The sequence below is a fragment of the Enterobacter cloacae complex sp. HYC003_NIDB genome, from assembly GCF_056673375.1.
In genome coordinates this window covers 424,564-443,155 of sequence record NZ_CP114220.1, presented here as the reverse complement: position 1 = coordinate 443,155, position 18,592 = coordinate 424,564, and the positions used below count along the sequence as shown (strand labels likewise).

The following is an 18,592-nucleotide window of genomic DNA, read 5'->3' as shown; positions in this document are numbered from 1 at the left end:
GCGACCAGTTAGCGGCCGTAGCCTTTCAGGTTCGCCTTCTTCAATGCAGACTCATACTGACTGGACATCATCAGAGTTTGCACTTGAGCCATAAAGTCCATAATCACGACAACAACGATAAGCAGTGAGGTCCCACCGAAGTAGAACGGTACTTTCATTGCATCACGCATGAACTCCGGGATCAGGCAGATAAAAGTAATATAAAGCGCACCAACCAAAGTCAGGCGAGTCATTACTTTATCGATATACTTCGCCGTTTGCTCTCCCGGACGAATTCCTGGTACAAATGCACCGGACTTCTTCAGGTTATCTGCTGTTTCACGCGGGTTGAAGACCAACGCCGTGTAGAAGAAACAGAAGAAGATGATCGCAGACGCATAGAGTAACACATAAAGTGGTTGCCCAGGCTGCAAATACAGCGAAATTGTTGTCAGCCAGTTCCAACCAGTACCGCCCCCGAACCATGACGCGATGGTTGCCGGGAACAGAATAATACTGGAAGCGAAGATAGCCGGGATAACCCCCGCCATATTCACTTTCAGCGGTAAATGTGTGCTCTGTGCAGCATAGACACGACGACCCTGCTGACGTTTAGCGTAGTTCACCACAATGCGGCGCTGACCACGTTCAACGAAGACAACAAAGAACGTCACTGCAAATACTAATACTGCAACCAACAGCAACAGGAGGAAGTGCAGGTCGCCTTGACGCGCTTGCTCGATAGTATGGGCGATGGCTGGCGGGAGACCCGCAACGATACCGGCGAAGATAATGATTGAGATACCGTTACCGATACCTCGTTCAGTAATCTGTTCGCCGAGCCACATCAGGAACATGGTCCCTGTGACCAGACTTACAACAGCGGTGAAATAGAATGCAAAGCCTGGGTTTAATACCAGGCCCTGCATACCAGGCATATTCGGAAGACCGGTAGCAATACCGATCGACTGGAATATTGCCAGCACCAGAGTGCCGTAACGGGTGTACTGGCTAATCTTACGACGTCCAGACTCCCCTTCTTTTTTCAACTCTGCCAGGGCCGGATGAACGACCGTCAGCAGCTGGATAATAATCGATGCCGAAATGTACGGCATAATACCCAGCGCGAAAATAGAAGCACGGCTGAGAGCACCACCAGAGAACATGTTGAACATTTCAATGATGGTGCCTCGCTGTTGCTCAAGCAGTTTGGCAAGTACAGCGGCATCAATACCAGGGATCGGAATAAAAGAGCCAATACGGAACACAATCAGCGCGCCGATTACAAACAGCAGTCTGCGTTTCAGCTCGCCAAATCCACCTTTGGCACTTTGAAAATCTAATCCCGGTTGCTTAGCCATCTGCTACTTATTCCTCAATTTTACCGCCAGCAGCTTCGATAGCAGCACGAGCACCTTTAGTAACACGCAGGCCACGAACAGTTACCGGAGTAGAAACTTCACCAGCCAGGATCACTTTCGCGAACTCGATCTGGATACCGATAATGTTAGCCGCTTTCAGCGTGTTCAGGTCTACAACGCCGCCTTCAACTTTCGCCAGGTCAGACAGACGGATTTCCGCTGTGATCGCTGCTTTGCGAGAGGTGAAGCCGAACTTCGGCAGACGACGGTACAGTGGCATCTGGCCACCCTCGAAACCGCGACGTACGCCACCGCCAGAACGAGAGTTCTGACCTTTGTGACCACGACCACCGGTTTTGCCGAGGCCAGAACCGATACCACGACCCAGGCGTTTACCCGCCTTTTTAGAGCCTTCGGCCGGAGACAGAGTATTTAAACGCATCTCTTACTCCTCAACTTTAACCATGAAGTAAACCGCGTTGACCATACCACGAACAGCAGGAGTATCCTCGCGCTCAACGGTATGACCAATACGACGCAGACCCAGGCCAAGCAGCGTTGCCTTGTGTTTCGGCAGACGACCGATTGCACTGCGGGTTTGAGTGATTTTAATAGTCTTTGCCATGGTCAATTACCCCAGAATTTCTTCAACGGATTTACCACGCTTGGCAGCGACCATTTCTGGAGAATTCATATTTTCCAGGCCATCAATAGTTGCACGAACCACGTTGATCGGGTTGGTGGAACCATATGCTTTAGCCAGAACGTTATGAACTCCAGCAACTTCCAGAACGGCGCGCATTGCACCACCGGCGATGATACCGGTACCTTCGGAAGCTGGCTGCATGAATACACGAGAACCCGTGTGAACACCTTTAACTGGGTGTTGCAGGGTACCGTTGTTCAGCGCGACGTTAATCATATTGCGACGGGCTTTTTCCATCGCTTTCTGGATCGCTGCTGGAACTTCACGCGCTTTACCGTAACCAAAACCAACGCGACCGTTACCATCACCCACTACAGTCAGAGCTGTGAAGGAGAAAATACGACCACCTTTAACGGTTTTAGATACGCGGTTTACCGCGATCAGCTTTTCCTGCAGTTCGCCAGCCTGTTTTTCGATGTGAGCCATCTTACACCTCTACCTTAGAACTGAAGGCCAGCTTCACGGGCAGCATCTGCCAGTGCCTGGACACGACCATGATATTGGAACCCGGAACGGTCAAAGGAAACATTGCTGATGCCTTTTTCCAGAGCGCGTTCAGCGACAGCTTTACCTACAGCTGCTGCGGCGTCTTTGTTACCGGTATACTTCAATTGTTCTGAGATAGCTTTTTCTACAGTAGAAGCAGCTACCAGAACTTCAGAACCGTTCGGTGCAATTACCTGTGCGTAAATATGACGCGGGGTACGATGTACCACCAGGCGAGTTGCACCCAGCTCTTTGAGCTTGCGGCGTGCGCGGGTCGCACGACGGATACGAGCAGATTTCTTATCCATAGTGTTACCTTACTTCTTCTTAGCCTCTTTGGTACGCACGACTTCGTCGGCGTAACGAACACCCTTGCCTTTATAAGGCTCAGGACGACGGTAGGCGCGCAGATCTGCTGCAACCTGACCGATCAGCTGTTTATCAGCGCCTTTCAGCACGATTTCAGTCTGAGTCGGGCATTCTGCAGTGATACCGGCCGGCAGCGGATGCTCAACAGGGTGTGAGAAGCCCAGAGACAGGCCTACTGCATTCCCTTTGATAGCTGCACGATAACCTACACCAACCAGCTGAAGCTTTTTAGTGAAGCCTTCGGTAACACCAACAACCATTGAGTTCAGCAGGGCACGCGCGGTACCAGCCTGAGCCCATCCATCCACGAAACCATCACGTGGACCGAAGGTCAGAGCGTTATCTGCATGTTTAACTTCAACAGCATTGTTGAGGGTACGAGTCAGCTCGCCGTTTTTACCTTTGATCGTAATAACCTGACCGTCGATTTTTACATCAACGCCGGCAGGAATAACGACCGGTGCTTTAGCAACACGAGACATTCTTTCCTCCGATTAGGCTACGTAGCAGATAATTTCGCCACCAAGACCAGCCTGGCGCGCTGCACGATCAGTCATAACACCTTTAGAGGTAGAAACAACTGCGATACCAAGACCAGCCATTACTTTTGGCAGCTCATCTTTTTTCTTATAGATGCGCAGGCCTGGGCGGCTGACACGCTGAATGCTTTCTACAACAGCTTTACCCTGGAAATACTTGAGAGTAAGTTCCAGTTCCGGCTTGGTGTCGCCTTCAACTTTAAAATCTTCGATAAAACCTTCTTCCTTCAGCACGTTGGCAATTGCCACTTTCAGCTTGGCGGAAGGCATGGTGACCGCAACTTTGTTCGCGGCCTGACCGTTACGGATACGGGTCAGCATATCCGCGATCGGATCTTGCATGCTCATCTGTCTTTACTCCCGTGATTCAATTGGTAATTACCAGCTAGCCTTTTTCAAGCCTGGCACTTCACCGCGCATGGCGGCTTCACGCAGTTTGATACGGCTCAACCCAAACTTGCCCACATAACCATGTGGACGACCTGTTTGACGACAGCGGTTACGCTGACGAGACGGGCTGGAATCACGCGGCAGAGACTGCAGCTTGAGAACCGCATTCCAACGATCTTCGTCGGAAGCGTTCACATCAGAAATGATCGCTTTCAGTTCAGCGCGTTTAGCGAAGAATTTATCAGCTAAAGCTACGCGCTTTACTTCGCGTGCTTTCATTGATTGCTTAGCCATTCAGTAACCCTACCTTACTTGCGGAACGGGAAGTCAAAGGCAGCCAGCAGAGCACGGCCTTCTTCATCAGATTTCGCAGTAGTGGTAATGGTAATATCCAAACCACGCACGCGGTCGACTTTATCGTAGTCGATTTCTGGGAAGATGATCTGCTCACGGACACCCATGCTGTAGTTACCACGACCGTCGAAAGACTTAGCGGACAAGCCACGGAAGTCACGGATACGTGGAACAGCAATAGTGATCAGGCGCTCAAGGAACTCCCACATGCGTTCGCCACGCAGAGTTACTTTACAGCCGATCGGATAGCCCTGACGGATTTTGAAGCCTGCAACAGATTTGCGTGCTTTGGTGATCAGCGGTTTTTGACCGGAGATTGCTGTCAGGTCAGCTGCTGCGTTATCCAGCAGTTTCTTGTCAGCGATCGCTTCACCAACACCCATGTTCAGGGTGATCTTCTCGACCCGAGGGACTTGCATGACAGAATTGTAGTTAAACTCAGTCATGAGTTTGTTAACTACTTCGTCTTTGTAGTAATCATGCAGTTTCGCCATCGTACTACTCCAAATTACTTGATAGTTTCGCTGTTAGATTTGAAGAAACGGACTTTTTTACCGTCTTCGAATCTAAAGCCTACACGGTCAGCCTTGCCGGTAGCCGCATTGAAGATTGCAACGTTAGAAACCTGAATAGCAGCTTCTTTTTCAACGATGCCGCCTGGTTGGTTCAGGGCCGGAACCGGCTTCTGATGTTTCTTAACCAGGTTGATACCTTCAACGACAAGTTTGCCGGAAGACAGAACATTTTTTACTTTACCGCGTTTACCTTTATCTTTACCGGTTAACACGATAACTTCGTCATCACGACGGATTTTCGCTGCCATGATTCGCTCCTTAGAGTACTTCTGGTGCCAGAGAGATAATTTTCATGAACTTCTCAGTACGAAGTTCACGAGTTACCGGCCCAAAGATACGCGTGCCGATAGGCTGCTCGCTGTTATTGTTTAAAATAACGCATGCATTACCATCGAAGCGAATGACAGAACCGTCAGGGCGACGAACACCCTTCTTGGTGCGCACCACTACCGCCTTCAGCACATCACCTTTTTTGACCTTACCACGTGGAATTGCTTCCTTGATGGTGATCTTGATGATGTCGCCTACGCCTGCGTAGCGACGGTGCGAGCCACCCAGAACCTTGATACACATTACGCGACGTGCACCGGAGTTGTCGGCGACGTTCAGCATAGTCTGTTCTTGGATCATTTTAGTGCTCCGCTAATGTCAACTACTACCTGAGACTCTAAAATCAGAGCCGTTAAAAAGCCCCATATCGAGGGCGCGGCATTATAACACCGCTTCTGCAATATGGGTAGAAAAAATAAACGGCTCATCGCTGAGCCGTTTATTCGTATTGAGAATGCGTACTCTATTACAGAACCGCTTTCTCTACAACGCGAACCAGCGTCCAGGACTTAGTCTTGGACAGTGGACGGCATTCACGGATTTCAACCTTGTCGCCGATACCACATTCGTTGTTCTCGTCATGTACGTGCAGTTTGGTCGTACGCTTGATGAATTTACCGTAGATCGGGTGTTTCACAAAACGTTCGATAGCTACAACAATGGATTTCTCCATTTTATCGCTAACAACACGACCTTGCAGAGTACGGATTTTATCGGTCATTACGCACCCGCCTTCTGAGTCAGTAAAGTCTTAACGCGCGCAACATTGCGACGCACTTGCTTCAGCAGGTGAGTCTGTTGCAGCTGGCCACTTGCAGCCTGCATACGCAGGTTGAACTGCTCACGCAGCAGGTTCAGCAGCTCAGCGTTCAGCTCTTCAACGCTTTTTTCACGCAGCTCTTTTGCTTTCATTACATCACCGTCTTAGTTACAAAGGTGGTTTTGATAGGCAGTTTCGCTGCTGCCAGGCCGAAGGCTTCACGGGCCAGCTCTTCCGGAACACCGTCCATTTCATAAAGGACTTTGCCCGGTTGGATCAAGGCAACCCAGTACTCCACGTTACCTTTACCTTTACCCATACGAACTTCCAGTGGCTTCTCGGTGATCGGTTTGTCCGGGAATACACGGATCCAGATCTTACCTTGACGCTTAACTGCACGGGTCATTGCACGACGTGCTGCTTCGATCTGACGTGCAGTCAGACGACCACGGCCAACAGCTTTCAGACCGAAAGTGCCGAAGCTAACATCCGTACCCTGCGCCAGACCACGGTTGCGGCCTTTGTGCACTTTACGGAATTTTGTACGCTTTGGTTGTAACATCAGCGACGCTCCTTATTTACGGCCTTTACGCTGCTGCTTTTTAGGTTGAGCAGCCGGTTTTTCCGGTTGTTCAACAGCAGCCATACCACCCAGGATCTCACCTTTGAAGATCCATACCTTAACGCCGATTACACCGTAAGTGGTGTGCGCTTCAGAGGTGTTGTAGTCGATGTCAGCACGCAGAGTGTGCAGCGGTACGCGACCTTCGCGGTACCATTCGGTACGTGCGATTTCCGCGCCGCCCAGACGGCCGCTAACTTCAACTTTGATACCTTTAGCGCCCAGACGCATTGCGTTCTGTACAGCACGCTTCATAGCACGACGGAACATAACGCGACGTTCCAGCTGAGAAGTGATGCTGTCAGCAACCAATTTAGCGTCCAGTTCAGGCTTACGAACTTCAGCGATATTGATCTGTGCAGGAACGCCAGCGATATCAGCTACGACCTTGCGCAGTTTTTCTACGTCTTCGCCTTTCTTACCGATAACGATGCCAGGGCGAGCAGTGTGAATAGTCACACGGATGCTCTTAGCTGGACGCTCGATAACGATACGAGATACAGACGCTTTAGCCAGTTCCTTAGTCAGGTACTGACGTACTTTAAAATCGCTGTCCAGGTTGTCAGCGAATTCTTTGGTGTTCGCAAACCAGGTAGAGTTCCATGGTTTTACAATACCCAGGCGAATACCATTAGGATGTACTTTCTGACCCATTGCTAGTCTCCAGAGTCTCAGCGATCGGACACAACCACAGTAATGTGGCTGGTGCGCTTCAGGATGCGATCTGCACGACCTTTCGCACGCGGCATAATGCGCTTCATGCTTGGGCCTTCATCTACGAAAATTTTCGCGACTTTCAGATCGTCGATGTCAGCGCCATCGTTGTGTTCAGCGTTAGCAATGGCAGATTCCAGTACTTTCTTGACCAATACCGCAGCTTTCTTGTTGGTATAGGTCAGGATGTCCAGGGCCTGCGACACTTTCTTACCGCGAATCAGGTCAGCAACAAGGCGAACCTTCTGTGCAGAAGAACGAGCATGGCGATGTTGAGCTAAAGTTTCCATCTCTTCCTCCTACCTTATTTCTTCTTCGCTTTTTTATCAGCAGCGTGGCCGCGATAAGTACGAGTCGGTGCGAATTCACCCAGTTTGTGACCAACCATTTCGTCGGTAACAAAGACTGGAACGTGCTGACGACCATTATGGACAGCGATGGTCAAACCGATCATGTTAGGAAAGATCGTTGAACGACGGGACCAAGTGCGCAGGGGCTTCTTGTCTCCGCTTTCCACCGCTTTCTCTACCTTCTTCAGCAAGTGCAGGTCAATAAAAGGACCTTTCTTGAGAGAACGTGGCATGGCTTATCCTCTAAAATTATTTGCTACGGCGACGTACGATAAATTTATCAGTACGCTTGTTGCTGCGGGTCTTCTTACCTTTGGTCTGAACGCCCCACGGAGTTACCGGGTGCTTACCAAAGTTACGACCTTCACCACCACCATGTGGGTGGTCGACTGGGTTCATCGCAGTACCGCGAACGGTAGGACGAACACCACGCCAGCGTGCAGCACCAGCTTTACCCAGAACGCGCAGCATATGCTCAGCATTGCCAACTTCGCCCAGAGTAGCGCGGCAGTCTGCTTCGACTTTACGCATTTCACCAGAACGCAGACGCAGGGTGACATAAGCACCGTCACGCGCAACGATCTGAACGTAAGTACCCGCGGAACGCGCCAGCTGACCGCCTTTACCTGGTTTCATTTCTACGTTATGAACGGTAGAACCAACCGGGATATTGCGCATCGGCAGGGTGTTGCCTGCTTTGATTGCAGCATCAACGCCAGACTGAATCTGGTCGCCAGCTTTCAGGCCTTTAGGGGCCAGGATGTAACGGCGTTCGCCATCTTTGTACAGAACCAGCGCGATGTTCGCGGAACGGTTCGGATCGTACTCAAGACGCTCAACAACTGCTGGGATACCGTCTTTGTTGCGTTTGAAGTCAACAATACGATAAGCCTGCTTGTGGCCACCACCGATGTGACGAGTGGTGATACGGCCATTGTTGTTACGACCACCGGATTTGCTGTTTTTTTCCAGCAACGGAGCAAAAGGTTTGCCCTTGTGCAGCTCAGGGTTAACCACTTTAACTACGTGGCGACGACCCGGAGATGTCGGTTTACATTTAACAACTGCCATTGTATTACTCCTCCGACTTACTCAGCGCCGCCAACGAAGTCCAGGTTCTGGCCTTCTTTCAGGGTGACGTAAGCTTTTTTCCAGTCGCTACGACGACCGATACGCTGTCCGTGACGTTTAACTTTCCCTTTAACTACCAGGGTGTTAACGACTTCGACTTCGACTTCAAACAGTTTCTGCACAGCAGCTTTGATCTCTGCTTTGGTCGCGTCTTTAGCAACTTTGAGAACGATGGTGTTTGTTTTTTCCATCGCAGTAGACGCTTTTTCAGAAACGTGCGGTGCGCGCAGCACCTTCAGCAGACGTTCTTCACGAATCATGCCAGCATCTCCTCAACTTGCTTAACAGCATCAGCAGTCATTACGACTTTGTCGAAGGCGATCAGGCTAACCGGGTCGATACCAGTCGCGTCGCGTACGTCAACCTTGTGCAGGTTACGCGCGGCCAGGAACAGGTTCTCGTCCAGCTCACCGGTGATGATCAGCACATCTTCCAGAGCCATGTCTTTCAGTTTCTGTGCCAGCAGCTTAGTTTTAGGCGCTTCAACAGAGAACTTCTCGACAACGATCAGACGATCCTGACGTACCAGTTCGGACAGAATGCTTTTCAGCGCGCCGCGGTACATCTTTTTGTTAACTTTTTGACTGTGGTCCTGTGGACGCGCAGCGAAGGTCACGCCACCTGAACGCCAGATCGGGCTCTTGATAGAACCTGAACGCGCACGGCCGGTACCTTTCTGGCGCCATGGCTTTTTGCCTGAACCAGTTACTTCAGCACGAGTCTTCTGAGCACGAGTACCCTGACGAGCACCAGCTGCATAAGCAACAACAACCTGGTGAACCAGCGCTTCGTTGAAATCACGACCGAAGGTAGTTTCGGAAACAGTCAGCGCGCTCTGCGCGTCTTTCAATACTAATTCCATTGCTATCCCCTTACGCCTTCACAGCTGGTTTAACGATCAGGTCGCTACCGGTTGCACCCGGGACCGCACCTTTAACCAGCAGCAGGTTGCGCTCAGCGTCAACACGTACTACGTCCAGGCTCTGAACGGTTACACGTTCGTTGCCCAGCTGACCTGCCATTTTCTTGCCTTTGAACACTTTGCCCGGAGTCTGGTTCTGACCGATAGAACCCGGAACGCGGTGAGACAAGGAGTTACCGTGAGTAGCGTCCTGGGTACGGAAGTTCCAGCGCTTAACGGTACCAGCAAAACCTTTACCTTTAGAGGTACCGGTTACGTCAACTTTTTTAACGTCAGCAAACAGCTCAACGCTAATGTCCTGACCTACGGTGAACTCTTCGCCTTCAGCAAGACGGAATTCCCACAGACCACGGCCAGCTTCAACGCCAGCTTTAGCGAAGTGACCCGCTTCTGGTTTGGTTACACGGTTAGCTTTTTTAGCACCAGTGGTAACCTGAATAGCGCGGTAGCCATCGTTAGCCAGATCTTTAACCTGAGTAACGCGGTTTGCTTCAACTTCGATTACGGTTACTGGGATAGAAACGCCATCTTCAGTGAAGATGCGGGTCATACCCACTTTTTTACCGACTAAACCAATCATTGTTTCAACCTCTCAATCGCTCGATGACCTGATTAACCCAGGCTGATCTGCACGTCTACACCGGCAGCCAGATCCAGACGCATCAGAGCATCAACGGTTTTCTCAGTTGGCTCAACGATGTCAACCAGACGCTTGTGAGTGCGGATTTCGTACTGATCACGCGCATCTTTGTTAACGTGCGGAGAGATCAGAACGGTAAAGCGCTCTTTGCGGGTCGGCAGCGGGATCGGACCACGGACTTGCGCACCAGTGCGCTTAGCAGTCTCGACGATTTCCGCGGTTGATTGATCGATCAGACGATGATCAAACGCTTTAAGGCGGATACGGATTCTTTGGTTCTGCATGAGACCAGAGCTCCAATTATTTTATAAACGAAAATGATTACTCCTCAAACCCATTACGATTGATGGGAGAGTGTAACCGTTCTTACGTAGCTCCCCAATTGGGAGCATTGTTGAGTAACAAAGTGAGCTACTCTGGTTCAGATTGAACCCGCCGTCAATTACGACAAGCCCGCGCATTATACGTAAATCAGAGAAAGACGCAAGTGCCGTTTAGAAATTAAGCGCCAAAGACGTACTATACGTAAGGCCGCGCAATTTTTTATGCAAAGTATCCCTTCTCAACTCTTTGTCTGAAGCCGCTACGCAATTGCTGTTTTTACACATTGCCGGGCATGCAGATTATTACGAGTATGCGCTCAAACCATTTTGAGGCTCTCGCTATGCTACTGTCCCTCCCCTTTCTGCTGATCTATTTTGCGTTATCGGCCTTGCTTGTTCGCACCGATATTCGCACGGGGCTTCTTCCCGATAAATTTCTTTGCCCGCTGCTATGGACGGGCCTGCTCTACCAGCTTTGTCTCCATCCTGATTTTTTGCCGAGCGCGGTAGTGGGTGCGATGGCAGGATACGCCGGATTCGCCATTATCTATTGGGGATACCGTCTCATCTGCCGACGTGAAGGGATGGGATATGGCGACATAAAATATCTGGCGGCGCTGGGGGCATGGCATGGCTGGTGTGTACTACCAATACTTGCATTAGTGGCCGCGTTAATGGCTCTGCTGTATCTGGTTGCTTTCTCGTTATTTACCCCTGATAAGCAGGCATTAAAAAACCCACTGCCTTTTGGGCCATTTCTGGCGGCAGCGGGTTTATGCGTTGGCTGGTAAAGCCTGATTAACTTTCCACTTTGATCTGAGACTGAAGGTAGTTCTGTAGGCCAATTTTGCTAATGAGATCCAGTTCGGTCTCAAGCCAGTCGATGTGCCCTTCTTCATCGGCCAGGATCTGGATCATCATATCGCGGCTGACGTAGTCATGTACGCTGTCCGCATAGGCAATGGCTTCACGCAGATCTTTTGCACCCTCCAGCTCCAGCCGGAGATCAGAACGCAGCATCTCTTCGACATCTTCTCCGATGCCCAGTTTTCCGAGATCCTGTAGGTTAGGAATGCCTTCGAGGAATAAAATACGCTCAATGTATTTATCGGCGTGTTTCATTTCATCAATGGACTCATGGTATTCAACATCGTTGAGGCGAGTCAGTCCCCAGTTTTTAAACATTCTTGCATGGAGAAAATACTGATTGATTGCGACAAGCTCATTTCCCAATAATTTATTGAGATAACTTATGATTTTAACATCACCTTTCATTATATAGTCCCTCCGCTTCCACTCATTGAAGCGTAGATCGGGCTACGGGGATGTCAAAAAAAAGATAGAGGCTTACGCGATCTCTTTGAATTCCGGGATCTGCATCAGTTCGTCCTGCATGATCTCACGCGCTGCGCGAACGCATTTACCGCATTGATTTCCCACCGGAACAAACTTGCGAAGCTGCTGGAAAGATTGTGGTTGAAACTGGCGAACGGCCTGACGAATTTTTTTGTCGCTTACACCATTACATAAACAAACGTACATAAAGACTCCCGTTCAAAATATGCGCAAAGTGTAAGTGAGAATGGTTATGATTACAATAGCGCGGGCGTCGGAATACGTGGCGGGAGAAAGCAAAAAATGCGAATTTTTATGACAATGCCCCAACGGCAGAAAACAAAAAAGGACGCCGGAGCGTCCTTTTTATTTCAGGGATAATTAATTAGCCCAGAACTTTAGCAACAACGCCCGCGCCAACGGTACGGCCGCCTTCACGGATTGCGAAACGCAGACCGTCGTCCATCGCGATTGGGTGGATCAGCGTCACAACCATCTTGATGTTGTCGCCTGGCATTACCATCTCTACGCCTTCTGGCAGTTCGATGGTACCGGTCACGTCAGTTGTACGGAAGTAGAACTGTGGACGGTAGCCTTTGAAGAACGGAGTATGACGGCCGCCTTCGTCTTTGGACAGAATGTACACTTCAGATTCGAACTTGGTGTGTGGCTTGATTGAGCCTGGCTTCGCCAGAACCTGACCACGTTCGATTTCTTCACGTTTGATACCACGCAGCAGAACACCAACGTTCTCACCAGCACGGCCTTCGTCCAGCAGTTTGCGGAACATTTCAACGCCAGTACAGGTAGACTTCGCAGTCTCTTTGATACCAACGATTTCAACTTCTTCACCAACTTTGATGATACCGCGCTCTACACGACCGGTAACAACGGTACCACGACCGGAGATGGAGAATACGTCTTCGATTGGCAGCAGGAATGGCTTGTCAATCGCACGCTCTGGTTCTGGGATGTAAGAATCCAGGTAGCCAGCCAGTTCGATGATTTTCTCTTCCCACTCTGCTTCGCCTTCCAGCGCTTTCAGCGCGGAACCACGAACGATTGGAGTGTCGTCGCCTGGGAAATCGTACTGAGACAGCAGTTCACGAACTTCCATCTCTACCAGTTCCAGCAGCTCTTCGTCATCAACCATGTCACATTTGTTCAGGAACACGATGATGAAAGGAACGCCTACCTGACGACCCAGCAGGATGTGCTCACGAGTCTGAGGCATAGGGCCGTCAGTCGCAGCAACAACCAGGATCGCGCCGTCCATCTGCGCAGCACCGGTGATCATGTTTTTAACATAGTCGGCGTGGCCTGGGCAGTCTACGTGTGCGTAGTGGCGAGTCGGGGTGTCATACTCAACGTGAGAGGTGTTGATGGTGATACCACGAGCTTTTTCTTCTGGTGCGTTATCGATCTGGTCGAAAGCACGAGCAGCACCGCCGTAGGTTTTAGCCAGTACGGTGGTGATTGCAGCAGTCAGGGTAGTTTTACCATGGTCAACGTGGCCGATAGTACCAACGTTGACGTGCGGTTTTGTACGTTCAAATTTTTCTTTAGACACGGCTATATTCCTTACTATAGTGCTCTCCCCTTCGGAGAGAGCACGGGACTTAGGTTTTAATCCTGTGGATTACTTACCACGGGCTTCGATAACGGCCTGAGCAACGTTGTTCGGCGCATCATCATACTTCAGGAATTCCATAGTGTATGATGCACGACCTTTGGTCAGAGAACGCAGCTGAGTCGCATATCCGAACATTTCAGACAGCGGAACTTCAGCGTGGATCTTAACGCCAGTTACTTCGGATTCCTGACCACGCAGCATACCGCGACGACGGCTCAAGTCACCGATAACGTCACCGGTGTTCTCTTCAGGAGTTTCTACTTCAACCTTCATGATCGGCTCAAGCAGAACTGGTTTTGCTTTCTTAAAGCCTTCTTTAAAGGCAATAGACGCAGCCAGTTTAAACGCCAGTTCAGAGGAGTCAACGTCGTGGTAAGAACCGAAGTGCAGACGAACACCCATGTCTACAACCGGGTAACCAGCCAGAGGACCAGCTTTCAGCTGCTCCTGGATGCCTTTATCAACGGCAGGGATGTATTCGCCAGGAATTACACCACCTTTGATGTCGTTGATGAACTCGTAACCTTTAGGGTTAGAGCCCGGCTCCAGTGGGTACATGTCGATCACAACGTGACCGTACTGACCGCGACCACCAGACTGCTTAGCGTGTTTACCTTCAACATCGGTAACTTTCGCGCGAATCGCTTCGCGGTAAGCAACCTGAGGTTTACCCACGTTCGCTTCAACGTTGAATTCACGCTTCATACGGTCAACGATGATGTCCAGGTGCAGTTCACCCATACCAGCGATGATGGTCTGGTTAGATTCTTCATCAGTCCATACGCGGAATGATGGGTCTTCTTTCGCCAGACGGCCCAGAGCCAGACCCATTTTTTCCTGGTCAGCTTTGGTTTTTGGTTCAACTGCGATGGAGATTACCGGCTCAGGGAATTCCATACGCTCCAGAATGATCGGGTGATCCGGGTCACACAGGGTGTCACCAGTGGTCACGTCTTTCAGACCGATAGCAGCAGCGATGTCGCCCGCACGAACTTCTTTGATCTCTTCACGTTTGTTAGCGTGCATCTGTACGATACGGCCAAAACGTTCACGCGCCGCTTTCACGGAGTTCAGGATGGTGTCACCAGAGTTAACCACACCAGAGTAAACGCGGAAGAAGGTCAGGTTACCCACGAATGGGTCGGTAGCAATTTTGAACGCCAGTGCAGAGAACGGCTCGTCATCACTTGCGTGACGCTCAGCCGGAGTATCTTTACCGTCGTCCAGGATGCCGTTGATCGCAGGAACGTCAACCGGGGATGGCAGGTAGTCAACTACCGCATCCAGCATCGCCTGAACACCTTTGTTCTTGAACGCAGAACCACAGGTTACCAGGATGATTTCGTTGTTCAGAACGCGCTGACGCAGAGCAGATTTGATCTCTTGCTCAGACAGTTCTTCACCACCCAGGTATTTCTCCATCAGCTCTTCAGAAGCTTCTGCTGCGGATTCGATCAGGTTCTGGTGCCATTCGTCAGCCAGGTCCTGCATCTCTGCCGGGATATCTTCGTATTCGAAGGTAACGCCCGCATCTGCTTCGTTCCAGTTGATGGCTTTCATTTTCACCAGGTCGATAACGCCGGTGAAACCTTCTTCAGCACCAATTGCCAGCTGAAGCGGAACAGGGTTCGCGCCCAGACGGGTTTTGATCTGGCCAACAACTTTCAGGAAGTTAGCACCCATACGGTCCATTTTGTTAACGAACGCGATGCGTGGAACTTTATATTTGTTTGCCTGACGCCATACGGTTTCAGACTGTGGCTGAACACCACCAACTGCGCAATAAACCATTACCGCGCCGTCAAGAACACGCATGGAACGTTCAACTTCGATGGTGAAGTCAACGTGCCCTGGGGTGTCGATGATGTTTACGCGATGCGGTTCGTACTGCTTAGCCATACCTGACCAGAATGCAGTAGTCGCTGCGGAGGTGATAGTAATACCACGCTCCTGCTCCTGTTCCATCCAGTCCATGGTGGCTGCGCCGTCATGAACTTCACCGATTTTATGGTTTACACCGGTGTAGAACAGAATACGTTCGGTAGTAGTGGTTTTACCGGCGTCGATGTGCGCACTGATACCGATGTTACGGTAGCGTGCGATGGGTGTTGTACGAGCCATTTGATTCCTCGTTTATATCTTTAGGCGTTCAGTTAAGTTACCCAGAGCGGGCGGCTTCTCTGAAGCGCCCGCCTGGTGACTACGACTCCGAAGGGATTACCAACGGTAGTGTGCGAACGCCTTGTTGGCTTCTGCCATACGGTGAACGTCTTCACGTTTCTTAACTGCGGTACCTTTGTTTTCCGCAGCATCAGAAAGTTCGTTCGCCAGACGCAGAGCCATGGATTTATCACCGCGTTTACGAGCAGCTTCAACGATCCAACGCATTGCCAGAGCATTACGACGAACCGGACGAACTTCAACTGGAACCTGATAAGTAGAACCACCAACGCGGCGAGACTTAACTTCTACAGTCGGGCGCACGTTGTCGAGAGCGACTTCGAAGGCTTCCAGTTCATTTTTACCAGAACGCTGAGCCAGGGTCTCCAGCGCGCTGTATACGATTGCTTCTGCGGTAGATTTTTTACCATCTACCATCAGGATATTTACAAATTTTGCCAGCAGTTCTGATCCGAATTTCGGATCTGGAAGAATTTTACGCTGACCAATGACGCGACGACGTGGCATGGGATTACTCCGTTGTTAATTCAGGATTGTCCAAAACTCTACGAGTTTAGTTTGACATTAAGATAAATCAGTTTGGCCTTACTTAACGGAGAACCATTAAGCCTTAGGACGCTTCACGCCGTACTTGGAGCGAGCCTGCTTACGGTCTTTAACACCTGAGCAGTCCAGCGCACCACGAACGGTGTGGTAACGAACACCCGGAAGGTCTTTAACACGACCGCCACGGATCAGGATCACGGAGTGCTCCTGAAGGTTGTGACCTTCACCACCGATGTAGGAAGTCACTTCGAAACCGTTAGTCAAACGCACACGGCATACTTTACGCAGTGCGGAGTTTGGTTTTTTAGGAGTGGTGGTATATACACGAGTACATACGCCACGTTTCTGCGGGCAGGCTTCCAGCGCAGGCACGTTGCTTTTTGCAACTTTGCGTGCACGTGGTTTGCGTACCAGCTGGTTAACTGTTGCCATTAAATAGCTCCTGGTTTTAGCTTTTGCTTCGTAAACACGTAATAAAACGACCTCATACAATATGAGGACGCGAAATTTTAGGGCTACGTCGAAAAGGTGTCAAGAAATATACAGCGATCTCAAATCACCAGTTCATTTGACTGGCGTGCGTCACAGTAAGATTGACGAAATCAGTATAGCCAACCACGTCAATTTTGGCTGAAATTTGACCAGAAAGACCCCGCGCATCCAGATCCTCTTTCAGCGCAGAGACTGTTATGGGGGCATTAGCGAGGATTTCAACAAAACGGCTGCCTTCAAGCGCCGCAAGCACGCCATCCTGAATCAGCAGCAGATCATCACCTTCGCGCAGCATGCTCAGTAACGTGTCGATATCGCATTGCCACGGTGAACGGCTCAGGGTATGGAGCATGACAGCCTCAGAAAGTCAGAACGGTATCGTAGTGAGAGAGTTGTTCGCGCAGCGCAGCAGATGTCAGGATCGTCACGTCCAGCACGAACGGTGTTTTCTCGTTTAACCCACGCGCGGCCAGCGAGTCGGCGCACACATAGAAGGTTTCAATGTCATAGAGCGGCAGAACTTTGAAGGTCGCAATGTAGTCGCGCGCAAGAATGGCCTGCGGTTGTTGGCCTGCCAGAAGCTGGAATACGCCATCGCCTAAAAAGAAGACGCCGATATCTTCGGTTAAAGCCGATGTCGCGAGCAATGCATCCAGCCCTTCCCGGCCTGAAGCGCTGCCATGCGGCGCAGAAGTAAAAACAAACGCTACGCGCTTCATCAAAATTGCACCACTCTGTCGCAGGTCAACGCCGCCTGTGCCAGGGCACCCAGTCCGCTGAGCGAAAAGCCCGGTTGCAGGTTAGCCCCCGCCAGACTAAGGCGTTCGGCTTCGGTCACATCCGTCACGCCGCGACGCAGTGCCGCCGCGACGCAGATATGCAGGTCAACGCCCTGCGTTTCATTTAATTTTTGCCAGGCGCGCACGAGGTCAAACTCATCGCTCGCCGGAGACGTAAACTGGTTCGCGTTATATACGCCTTCGCGATAAAAGAAGACGCTTGCCAGTTCATGACCGGCATCAAGCAGCGCATGGGCAAACTGTAGCGCGCTGCTGGCCTGCTGGGTACCGTACGCCGGGCCCGTCACCATTAACGCAAAACGCATTACTTGTCTTGTCCCAGGAAGTCGCCGCTTTTGAACTGGCGAATATAGAGGTAAACCGTGTGTTTGGAGATATTCAGGCGATCGGCCACCTGGTTGATGGCATCTTTGATATCAAAAATCCCTTTCTCATAGAGGTTCAGGACGATCTGACGATTCTTGGCGTTGTTGGATACGTTGCGATCGGCATTCACCTCTTCAATGGTGAACTCCAGCGTCTGGGTCACGAGATCCTCAACCGAAGAAGCAAAGTTCACCGATGAGCCCACGTCCGGCGTTTCTGGCGGGATGAAGGTGCTCATGATTTGCGAGAATGGCACATCAAGGTTCATGTTGATGCACAGCAAACCGATTACCCGGTGTTCGCGATTTCGAATCGCGATCGTTTCTGATTTCATCAGCACGCCACTTTTGGCGCGGGTGAAATAGCATTTTGAGACGCTGCTGTCCGCGCCGGTCATGTCATGCAACATACGCAATGCAAGGTCGGTGATTGGCGAACCAATTTTACGGCCAGTGTGCTCACCATTCGCAATGCGGATAGCGGAACACTTAAGATCTTGCAGGGAATGCAATACGATTTCGCAGTGGGAACCAATGAGCATCGCTAACCCGTCCACTACCGCTTCGTAGGATTTCAGAATATCGAAGTCGGTCTGGTCAAATGGACGTTGATCCAGCAAATCAAGTTCACTGGTTTCGTTGGTTAAAAGCGACCTGGACATGAAAAAAACACTCCTTTTCAGGAGCCT

The 18,592-nt window shown here is 50.6% G+C and carries 33 protein-coding genes; 1 reads left to right on the top strand and 32 read right to left on the bottom strand.

The window, feature by feature from the left end:
* Positions 1 to 8: 8 nt before the first annotated feature.
* The 22 genes from secY to rpsJ form a co-directional block, all read right to left on the bottom strand.
* The gene (gene secY, locus O1722_RS02080; RefSeq protein WP_003863305.1) at positions 9 to 1,340 is read right to left on the bottom strand and encodes a preprotein translocase subunit SecY; all 1,332 of its coding nucleotides are present in this window, start codon (positions 1,338 to 1,340) and stop codon (positions 9 to 11) included.
* A 7-nt stretch (positions 1,341 to 1,347) separates the two neighbouring features.
* A complete protein-coding gene (gene rplO, locus O1722_RS02075) occupies positions 1,348 to 1,782 on the bottom strand; it encodes a 50S ribosomal protein L15 (protein WP_003863304.1) in 435 nt (144 codons plus the stop codon).
* 3 nt (positions 1,783 to 1,785) lie between these two features.
* Positions 1,786 to 1,965: a 50S ribosomal protein L30 gene (gene rpmD, locus O1722_RS02070; RefSeq protein ID WP_003863301.1), complete on the bottom strand. Its 180-nt coding sequence runs from the start codon at positions 1,963 to 1,965 to the stop codon at positions 1,786 to 1,788.
* Positions 1,966 to 1,971: 6 nt separating this feature from the next.
* Entirely contained in the window at positions 1,972 to 2,472 is a 501-nt protein-coding gene (gene rpsE / locus O1722_RS02065; RefSeq protein ID WP_003863299.1) for a 30S ribosomal protein S5, read from the bottom strand.
* Between the two features lie 14 nt (positions 2,473 to 2,486).
* Positions 2,487 to 2,840, bottom strand: a complete 354-nt coding sequence (gene rplR / locus O1722_RS02060) for a 50S ribosomal protein L18 (protein WP_003863297.1) — start codon at positions 2,838 to 2,840, stop codon at positions 2,487 to 2,489.
* A 9-nt stretch (positions 2,841 to 2,849) separates the two neighbouring features.
* Positions 2,850 to 3,383 carry a 50S ribosomal protein L6 gene (gene rplF / locus O1722_RS02055; protein ID WP_006178917.1) on the bottom strand — a complete coding sequence of 178 codons (534 nt, stop codon included), beginning with the start codon at positions 3,381 to 3,383 and terminating at the stop codon, positions 2,850 to 2,852.
* Positions 3,384 to 3,395: 12 nt separating this feature from the next.
* On the bottom strand, positions 3,396 to 3,788 hold the full coding sequence (gene rpsH / locus O1722_RS02050) for a 30S ribosomal protein S8 (protein ID WP_006178918.1): 393 nt from the start codon (positions 3,786 to 3,788) through the stop codon (positions 3,396 to 3,398).
* Positions 3,789 to 3,818: 30 nt separating this feature from the next.
* A complete protein-coding gene (gene rpsN / locus O1722_RS02045) occupies positions 3,819 to 4,124 on the bottom strand; it encodes a 30S ribosomal protein S14 (RefSeq protein ID WP_003863291.1) in 306 nt (101 codons plus the stop codon).
* A gap of 14 nt (positions 4,125 to 4,138) precedes the next feature.
* Positions 4,139 to 4,678, bottom strand: coding sequence for a 50S ribosomal protein L5 (gene rplE, locus O1722_RS02040; RefSeq protein WP_003863290.1), 540 nt, complete (start codon positions 4,676 to 4,678; stop codon positions 4,139 to 4,141).
* A 14-nt stretch (positions 4,679 to 4,692) separates the two neighbouring features.
* Complete coding sequence (rplX, locus tag O1722_RS02035) at positions 4,693 to 5,007, bottom strand: 50S ribosomal protein L24 (RefSeq protein ID WP_003863287.1); 315 nt, start codon at positions 5,005 to 5,007, stop codon at positions 4,693 to 4,695.
* 10 nt (positions 5,008 to 5,017) lie between these two features.
* Positions 5,018 to 5,389: a 50S ribosomal protein L14 gene (gene rplN / locus O1722_RS02030; RefSeq protein ID WP_002919748.1), complete on the bottom strand. Its 372-nt coding sequence runs from the start codon at positions 5,387 to 5,389 to the stop codon at positions 5,018 to 5,020.
* A 166-nt stretch (positions 5,390 to 5,555) separates the two neighbouring features.
* The gene (gene rpsQ / locus O1722_RS02025; protein WP_002438707.1) at positions 5,556 to 5,810 is read right to left on the bottom strand and encodes a 30S ribosomal protein S17; all 255 of its coding nucleotides are present in this window, start codon (positions 5,808 to 5,810) and stop codon (positions 5,556 to 5,558) included.
* Positions 5,810 to 6,001: a 50S ribosomal protein L29 gene (rpmC, locus tag O1722_RS02020; protein ID WP_003863282.1), complete on the bottom strand. Its 192-nt coding sequence runs from the start codon at positions 5,999 to 6,001 to the stop codon at positions 5,810 to 5,812. The genes rpsQ and rpmC overlap by 1 nt, the downstream gene beginning before the upstream one ends.
* Positions 6,001 to 6,411 (bottom strand): 50S ribosomal protein L16, encoded by a 411-nt coding sequence (gene rplP, locus O1722_RS02015; RefSeq protein WP_002919759.1) that lies wholly within the window; start codon positions 6,409 to 6,411, stop codon positions 6,001 to 6,003. The genes rpmC and rplP overlap by 1 nt, the downstream gene beginning before the upstream one ends.
* Positions 6,412 to 6,423: 12 nt before the next feature.
* Positions 6,424 to 7,125, bottom strand: a complete 702-nt coding sequence (gene rpsC / locus O1722_RS02010) for a 30S ribosomal protein S3 (protein ID WP_000529945.1) — start codon at positions 7,123 to 7,125, stop codon at positions 6,424 to 6,426.
* A 17-nt stretch (positions 7,126 to 7,142) separates the two neighbouring features.
* Positions 7,143 to 7,475, bottom strand: a complete 333-nt coding sequence (rplV, locus tag O1722_RS02005) for a 50S ribosomal protein L22 (RefSeq protein WP_002919773.1) — start codon at positions 7,473 to 7,475, stop codon at positions 7,143 to 7,145.
* 14 nt (positions 7,476 to 7,489) lie between these two features.
* Complete coding sequence (rpsS, locus tag O1722_RS02000; RefSeq protein ID WP_001138117.1) at positions 7,490 to 7,768, bottom strand: 30S ribosomal protein S19; 279 nt, start codon at positions 7,766 to 7,768, stop codon at positions 7,490 to 7,492.
* Positions 7,769 to 7,784: 16 nt separating this feature from the next.
* Positions 7,785 to 8,606, bottom strand: coding sequence for a 50S ribosomal protein L2 (rplB, locus tag O1722_RS01995; protein ID WP_000301859.1), 822 nt, complete (start codon positions 8,604 to 8,606; stop codon positions 7,785 to 7,787).
* A 17-nt stretch (positions 8,607 to 8,623) separates the two neighbouring features.
* Positions 8,624 to 8,926 (bottom strand): 50S ribosomal protein L23, encoded by a 303-nt coding sequence (rplW, locus tag O1722_RS01990; RefSeq protein WP_000617546.1) that lies wholly within the window; start codon positions 8,924 to 8,926, stop codon positions 8,624 to 8,626.
* Entirely contained in the window at positions 8,923 to 9,528 is a 606-nt protein-coding gene (gene rplD, locus O1722_RS01985; protein ID WP_000424395.1) for a 50S ribosomal protein L4, read from the bottom strand. The genes rplW and rplD overlap by 4 nt, the downstream gene beginning before the upstream one ends.
* A 10-nt stretch (positions 9,529 to 9,538) precedes the next feature.
* Positions 9,539 to 10,168 carry a 50S ribosomal protein L3 gene (gene rplC, locus O1722_RS01980; RefSeq protein ID WP_003863274.1) on the bottom strand — a complete coding sequence of 210 codons (630 nt, stop codon included), beginning with the start codon at positions 10,166 to 10,168 and terminating at the stop codon, positions 9,539 to 9,541.
* 32 nt (positions 10,169 to 10,200) lie between these two features.
* The gene (gene rpsJ, locus O1722_RS01975; RefSeq protein WP_001181005.1) at positions 10,201 to 10,512 is read right to left on the bottom strand and encodes a 30S ribosomal protein S10; all 312 of its coding nucleotides are present in this window, start codon (positions 10,510 to 10,512) and stop codon (positions 10,201 to 10,203) included.
* A 380-nt stretch (positions 10,513 to 10,892) separates the two neighbouring features.
* Between rpsJ and O1722_RS01970 the strand changes: the two genes are divergently transcribed.
* Positions 10,893 to 11,342, top strand: coding sequence for a prepilin peptidase (locus O1722_RS01970; protein WP_479954420.1), 450 nt, complete (start codon positions 10,893 to 10,895; stop codon positions 11,340 to 11,342).
* A gap of 7 nt (positions 11,343 to 11,349) precedes the next feature.
* Here O1722_RS01970 and bfr read toward each other — a convergent pair whose 3' ends face one another.
* The 10 genes from bfr to O1722_RS01920 all read right to left on the bottom strand — a co-directional run bounded on the left by bfr (position 11,350) and on the right by O1722_RS01920 (position 18,565).
* Positions 11,350 to 11,826: a bacterioferritin gene (bfr, locus tag O1722_RS01965; RefSeq protein ID WP_003863270.1), complete on the bottom strand. Its 477-nt coding sequence runs from the start codon at positions 11,824 to 11,826 to the stop codon at positions 11,350 to 11,352.
* Positions 11,827 to 11,898: 72 nt separating this feature from the next.
* A complete protein-coding gene (gene bfd, locus O1722_RS01960; protein ID WP_003863268.1) occupies positions 11,899 to 12,093 on the bottom strand; it encodes a bacterioferritin-associated ferredoxin in 195 nt (64 codons plus the stop codon).
* A gap of 178 nt (positions 12,094 to 12,271) precedes the next feature.
* Positions 12,272 to 13,456 (bottom strand): elongation factor Tu, encoded by a 1,185-nt coding sequence (gene tuf, locus O1722_RS01955; RefSeq protein ID WP_017693880.1) that lies wholly within the window; start codon positions 13,454 to 13,456, stop codon positions 12,272 to 12,274.
* A gap of 69 nt (positions 13,457 to 13,525) precedes the next feature.
* Positions 13,526 to 15,640: an elongation factor G gene (gene fusA / locus O1722_RS01950; RefSeq protein WP_006812195.1), complete on the bottom strand. Its 2,115-nt coding sequence runs from the start codon at positions 15,638 to 15,640 to the stop codon at positions 13,526 to 13,528.
* A 96-nt stretch (positions 15,641 to 15,736) separates the two neighbouring features.
* A complete protein-coding gene (gene rpsG / locus O1722_RS01945) occupies positions 15,737 to 16,207 on the bottom strand; it encodes a 30S ribosomal protein S7 (RefSeq protein WP_003861706.1) in 471 nt (156 codons plus the stop codon).
* A 96-nt stretch (positions 16,208 to 16,303) separates the two neighbouring features.
* Positions 16,304 to 16,678 carry a 30S ribosomal protein S12 gene (gene rpsL / locus O1722_RS01940; RefSeq protein WP_000246815.1) on the bottom strand — a complete coding sequence of 125 codons (375 nt, stop codon included), beginning with the start codon at positions 16,676 to 16,678 and terminating at the stop codon, positions 16,304 to 16,306.
* A 124-nt stretch (positions 16,679 to 16,802) separates the two neighbouring features.
* A complete protein-coding gene (tusB, locus tag O1722_RS01935) occupies positions 16,803 to 17,090 on the bottom strand; it encodes a sulfurtransferase complex subunit TusB (protein ID WP_015571409.1) in 288 nt (95 codons plus the stop codon).
* A gap of 7 nt (positions 17,091 to 17,097) precedes the next feature.
* The gene (gene tusC, locus O1722_RS01930) at positions 17,098 to 17,457 is read right to left on the bottom strand and encodes a sulfurtransferase complex subunit TusC (protein WP_003861700.1); all 360 of its coding nucleotides are present in this window, start codon (positions 17,455 to 17,457) and stop codon (positions 17,098 to 17,100) included.
* Entirely contained in the window at positions 17,457 to 17,843 is a 387-nt protein-coding gene (gene tusD / locus O1722_RS01925; RefSeq protein ID WP_033488040.1) for a sulfurtransferase complex subunit TusD, read from the bottom strand. The genes tusC and tusD overlap by 1 nt, the downstream gene beginning before the upstream one ends.
* Positions 17,843 to 18,565, bottom strand: coding sequence for a helix-turn-helix transcriptional regulator (locus O1722_RS01920; protein ID WP_003861697.1), 723 nt, complete (start codon positions 18,563 to 18,565; stop codon positions 17,843 to 17,845). Before O1722_RS01920 ends, tusD begins: the two co-directional genes overlap by 1 nt.
* Positions 18,566 to 18,592 lie beyond the last annotated feature (27 nt).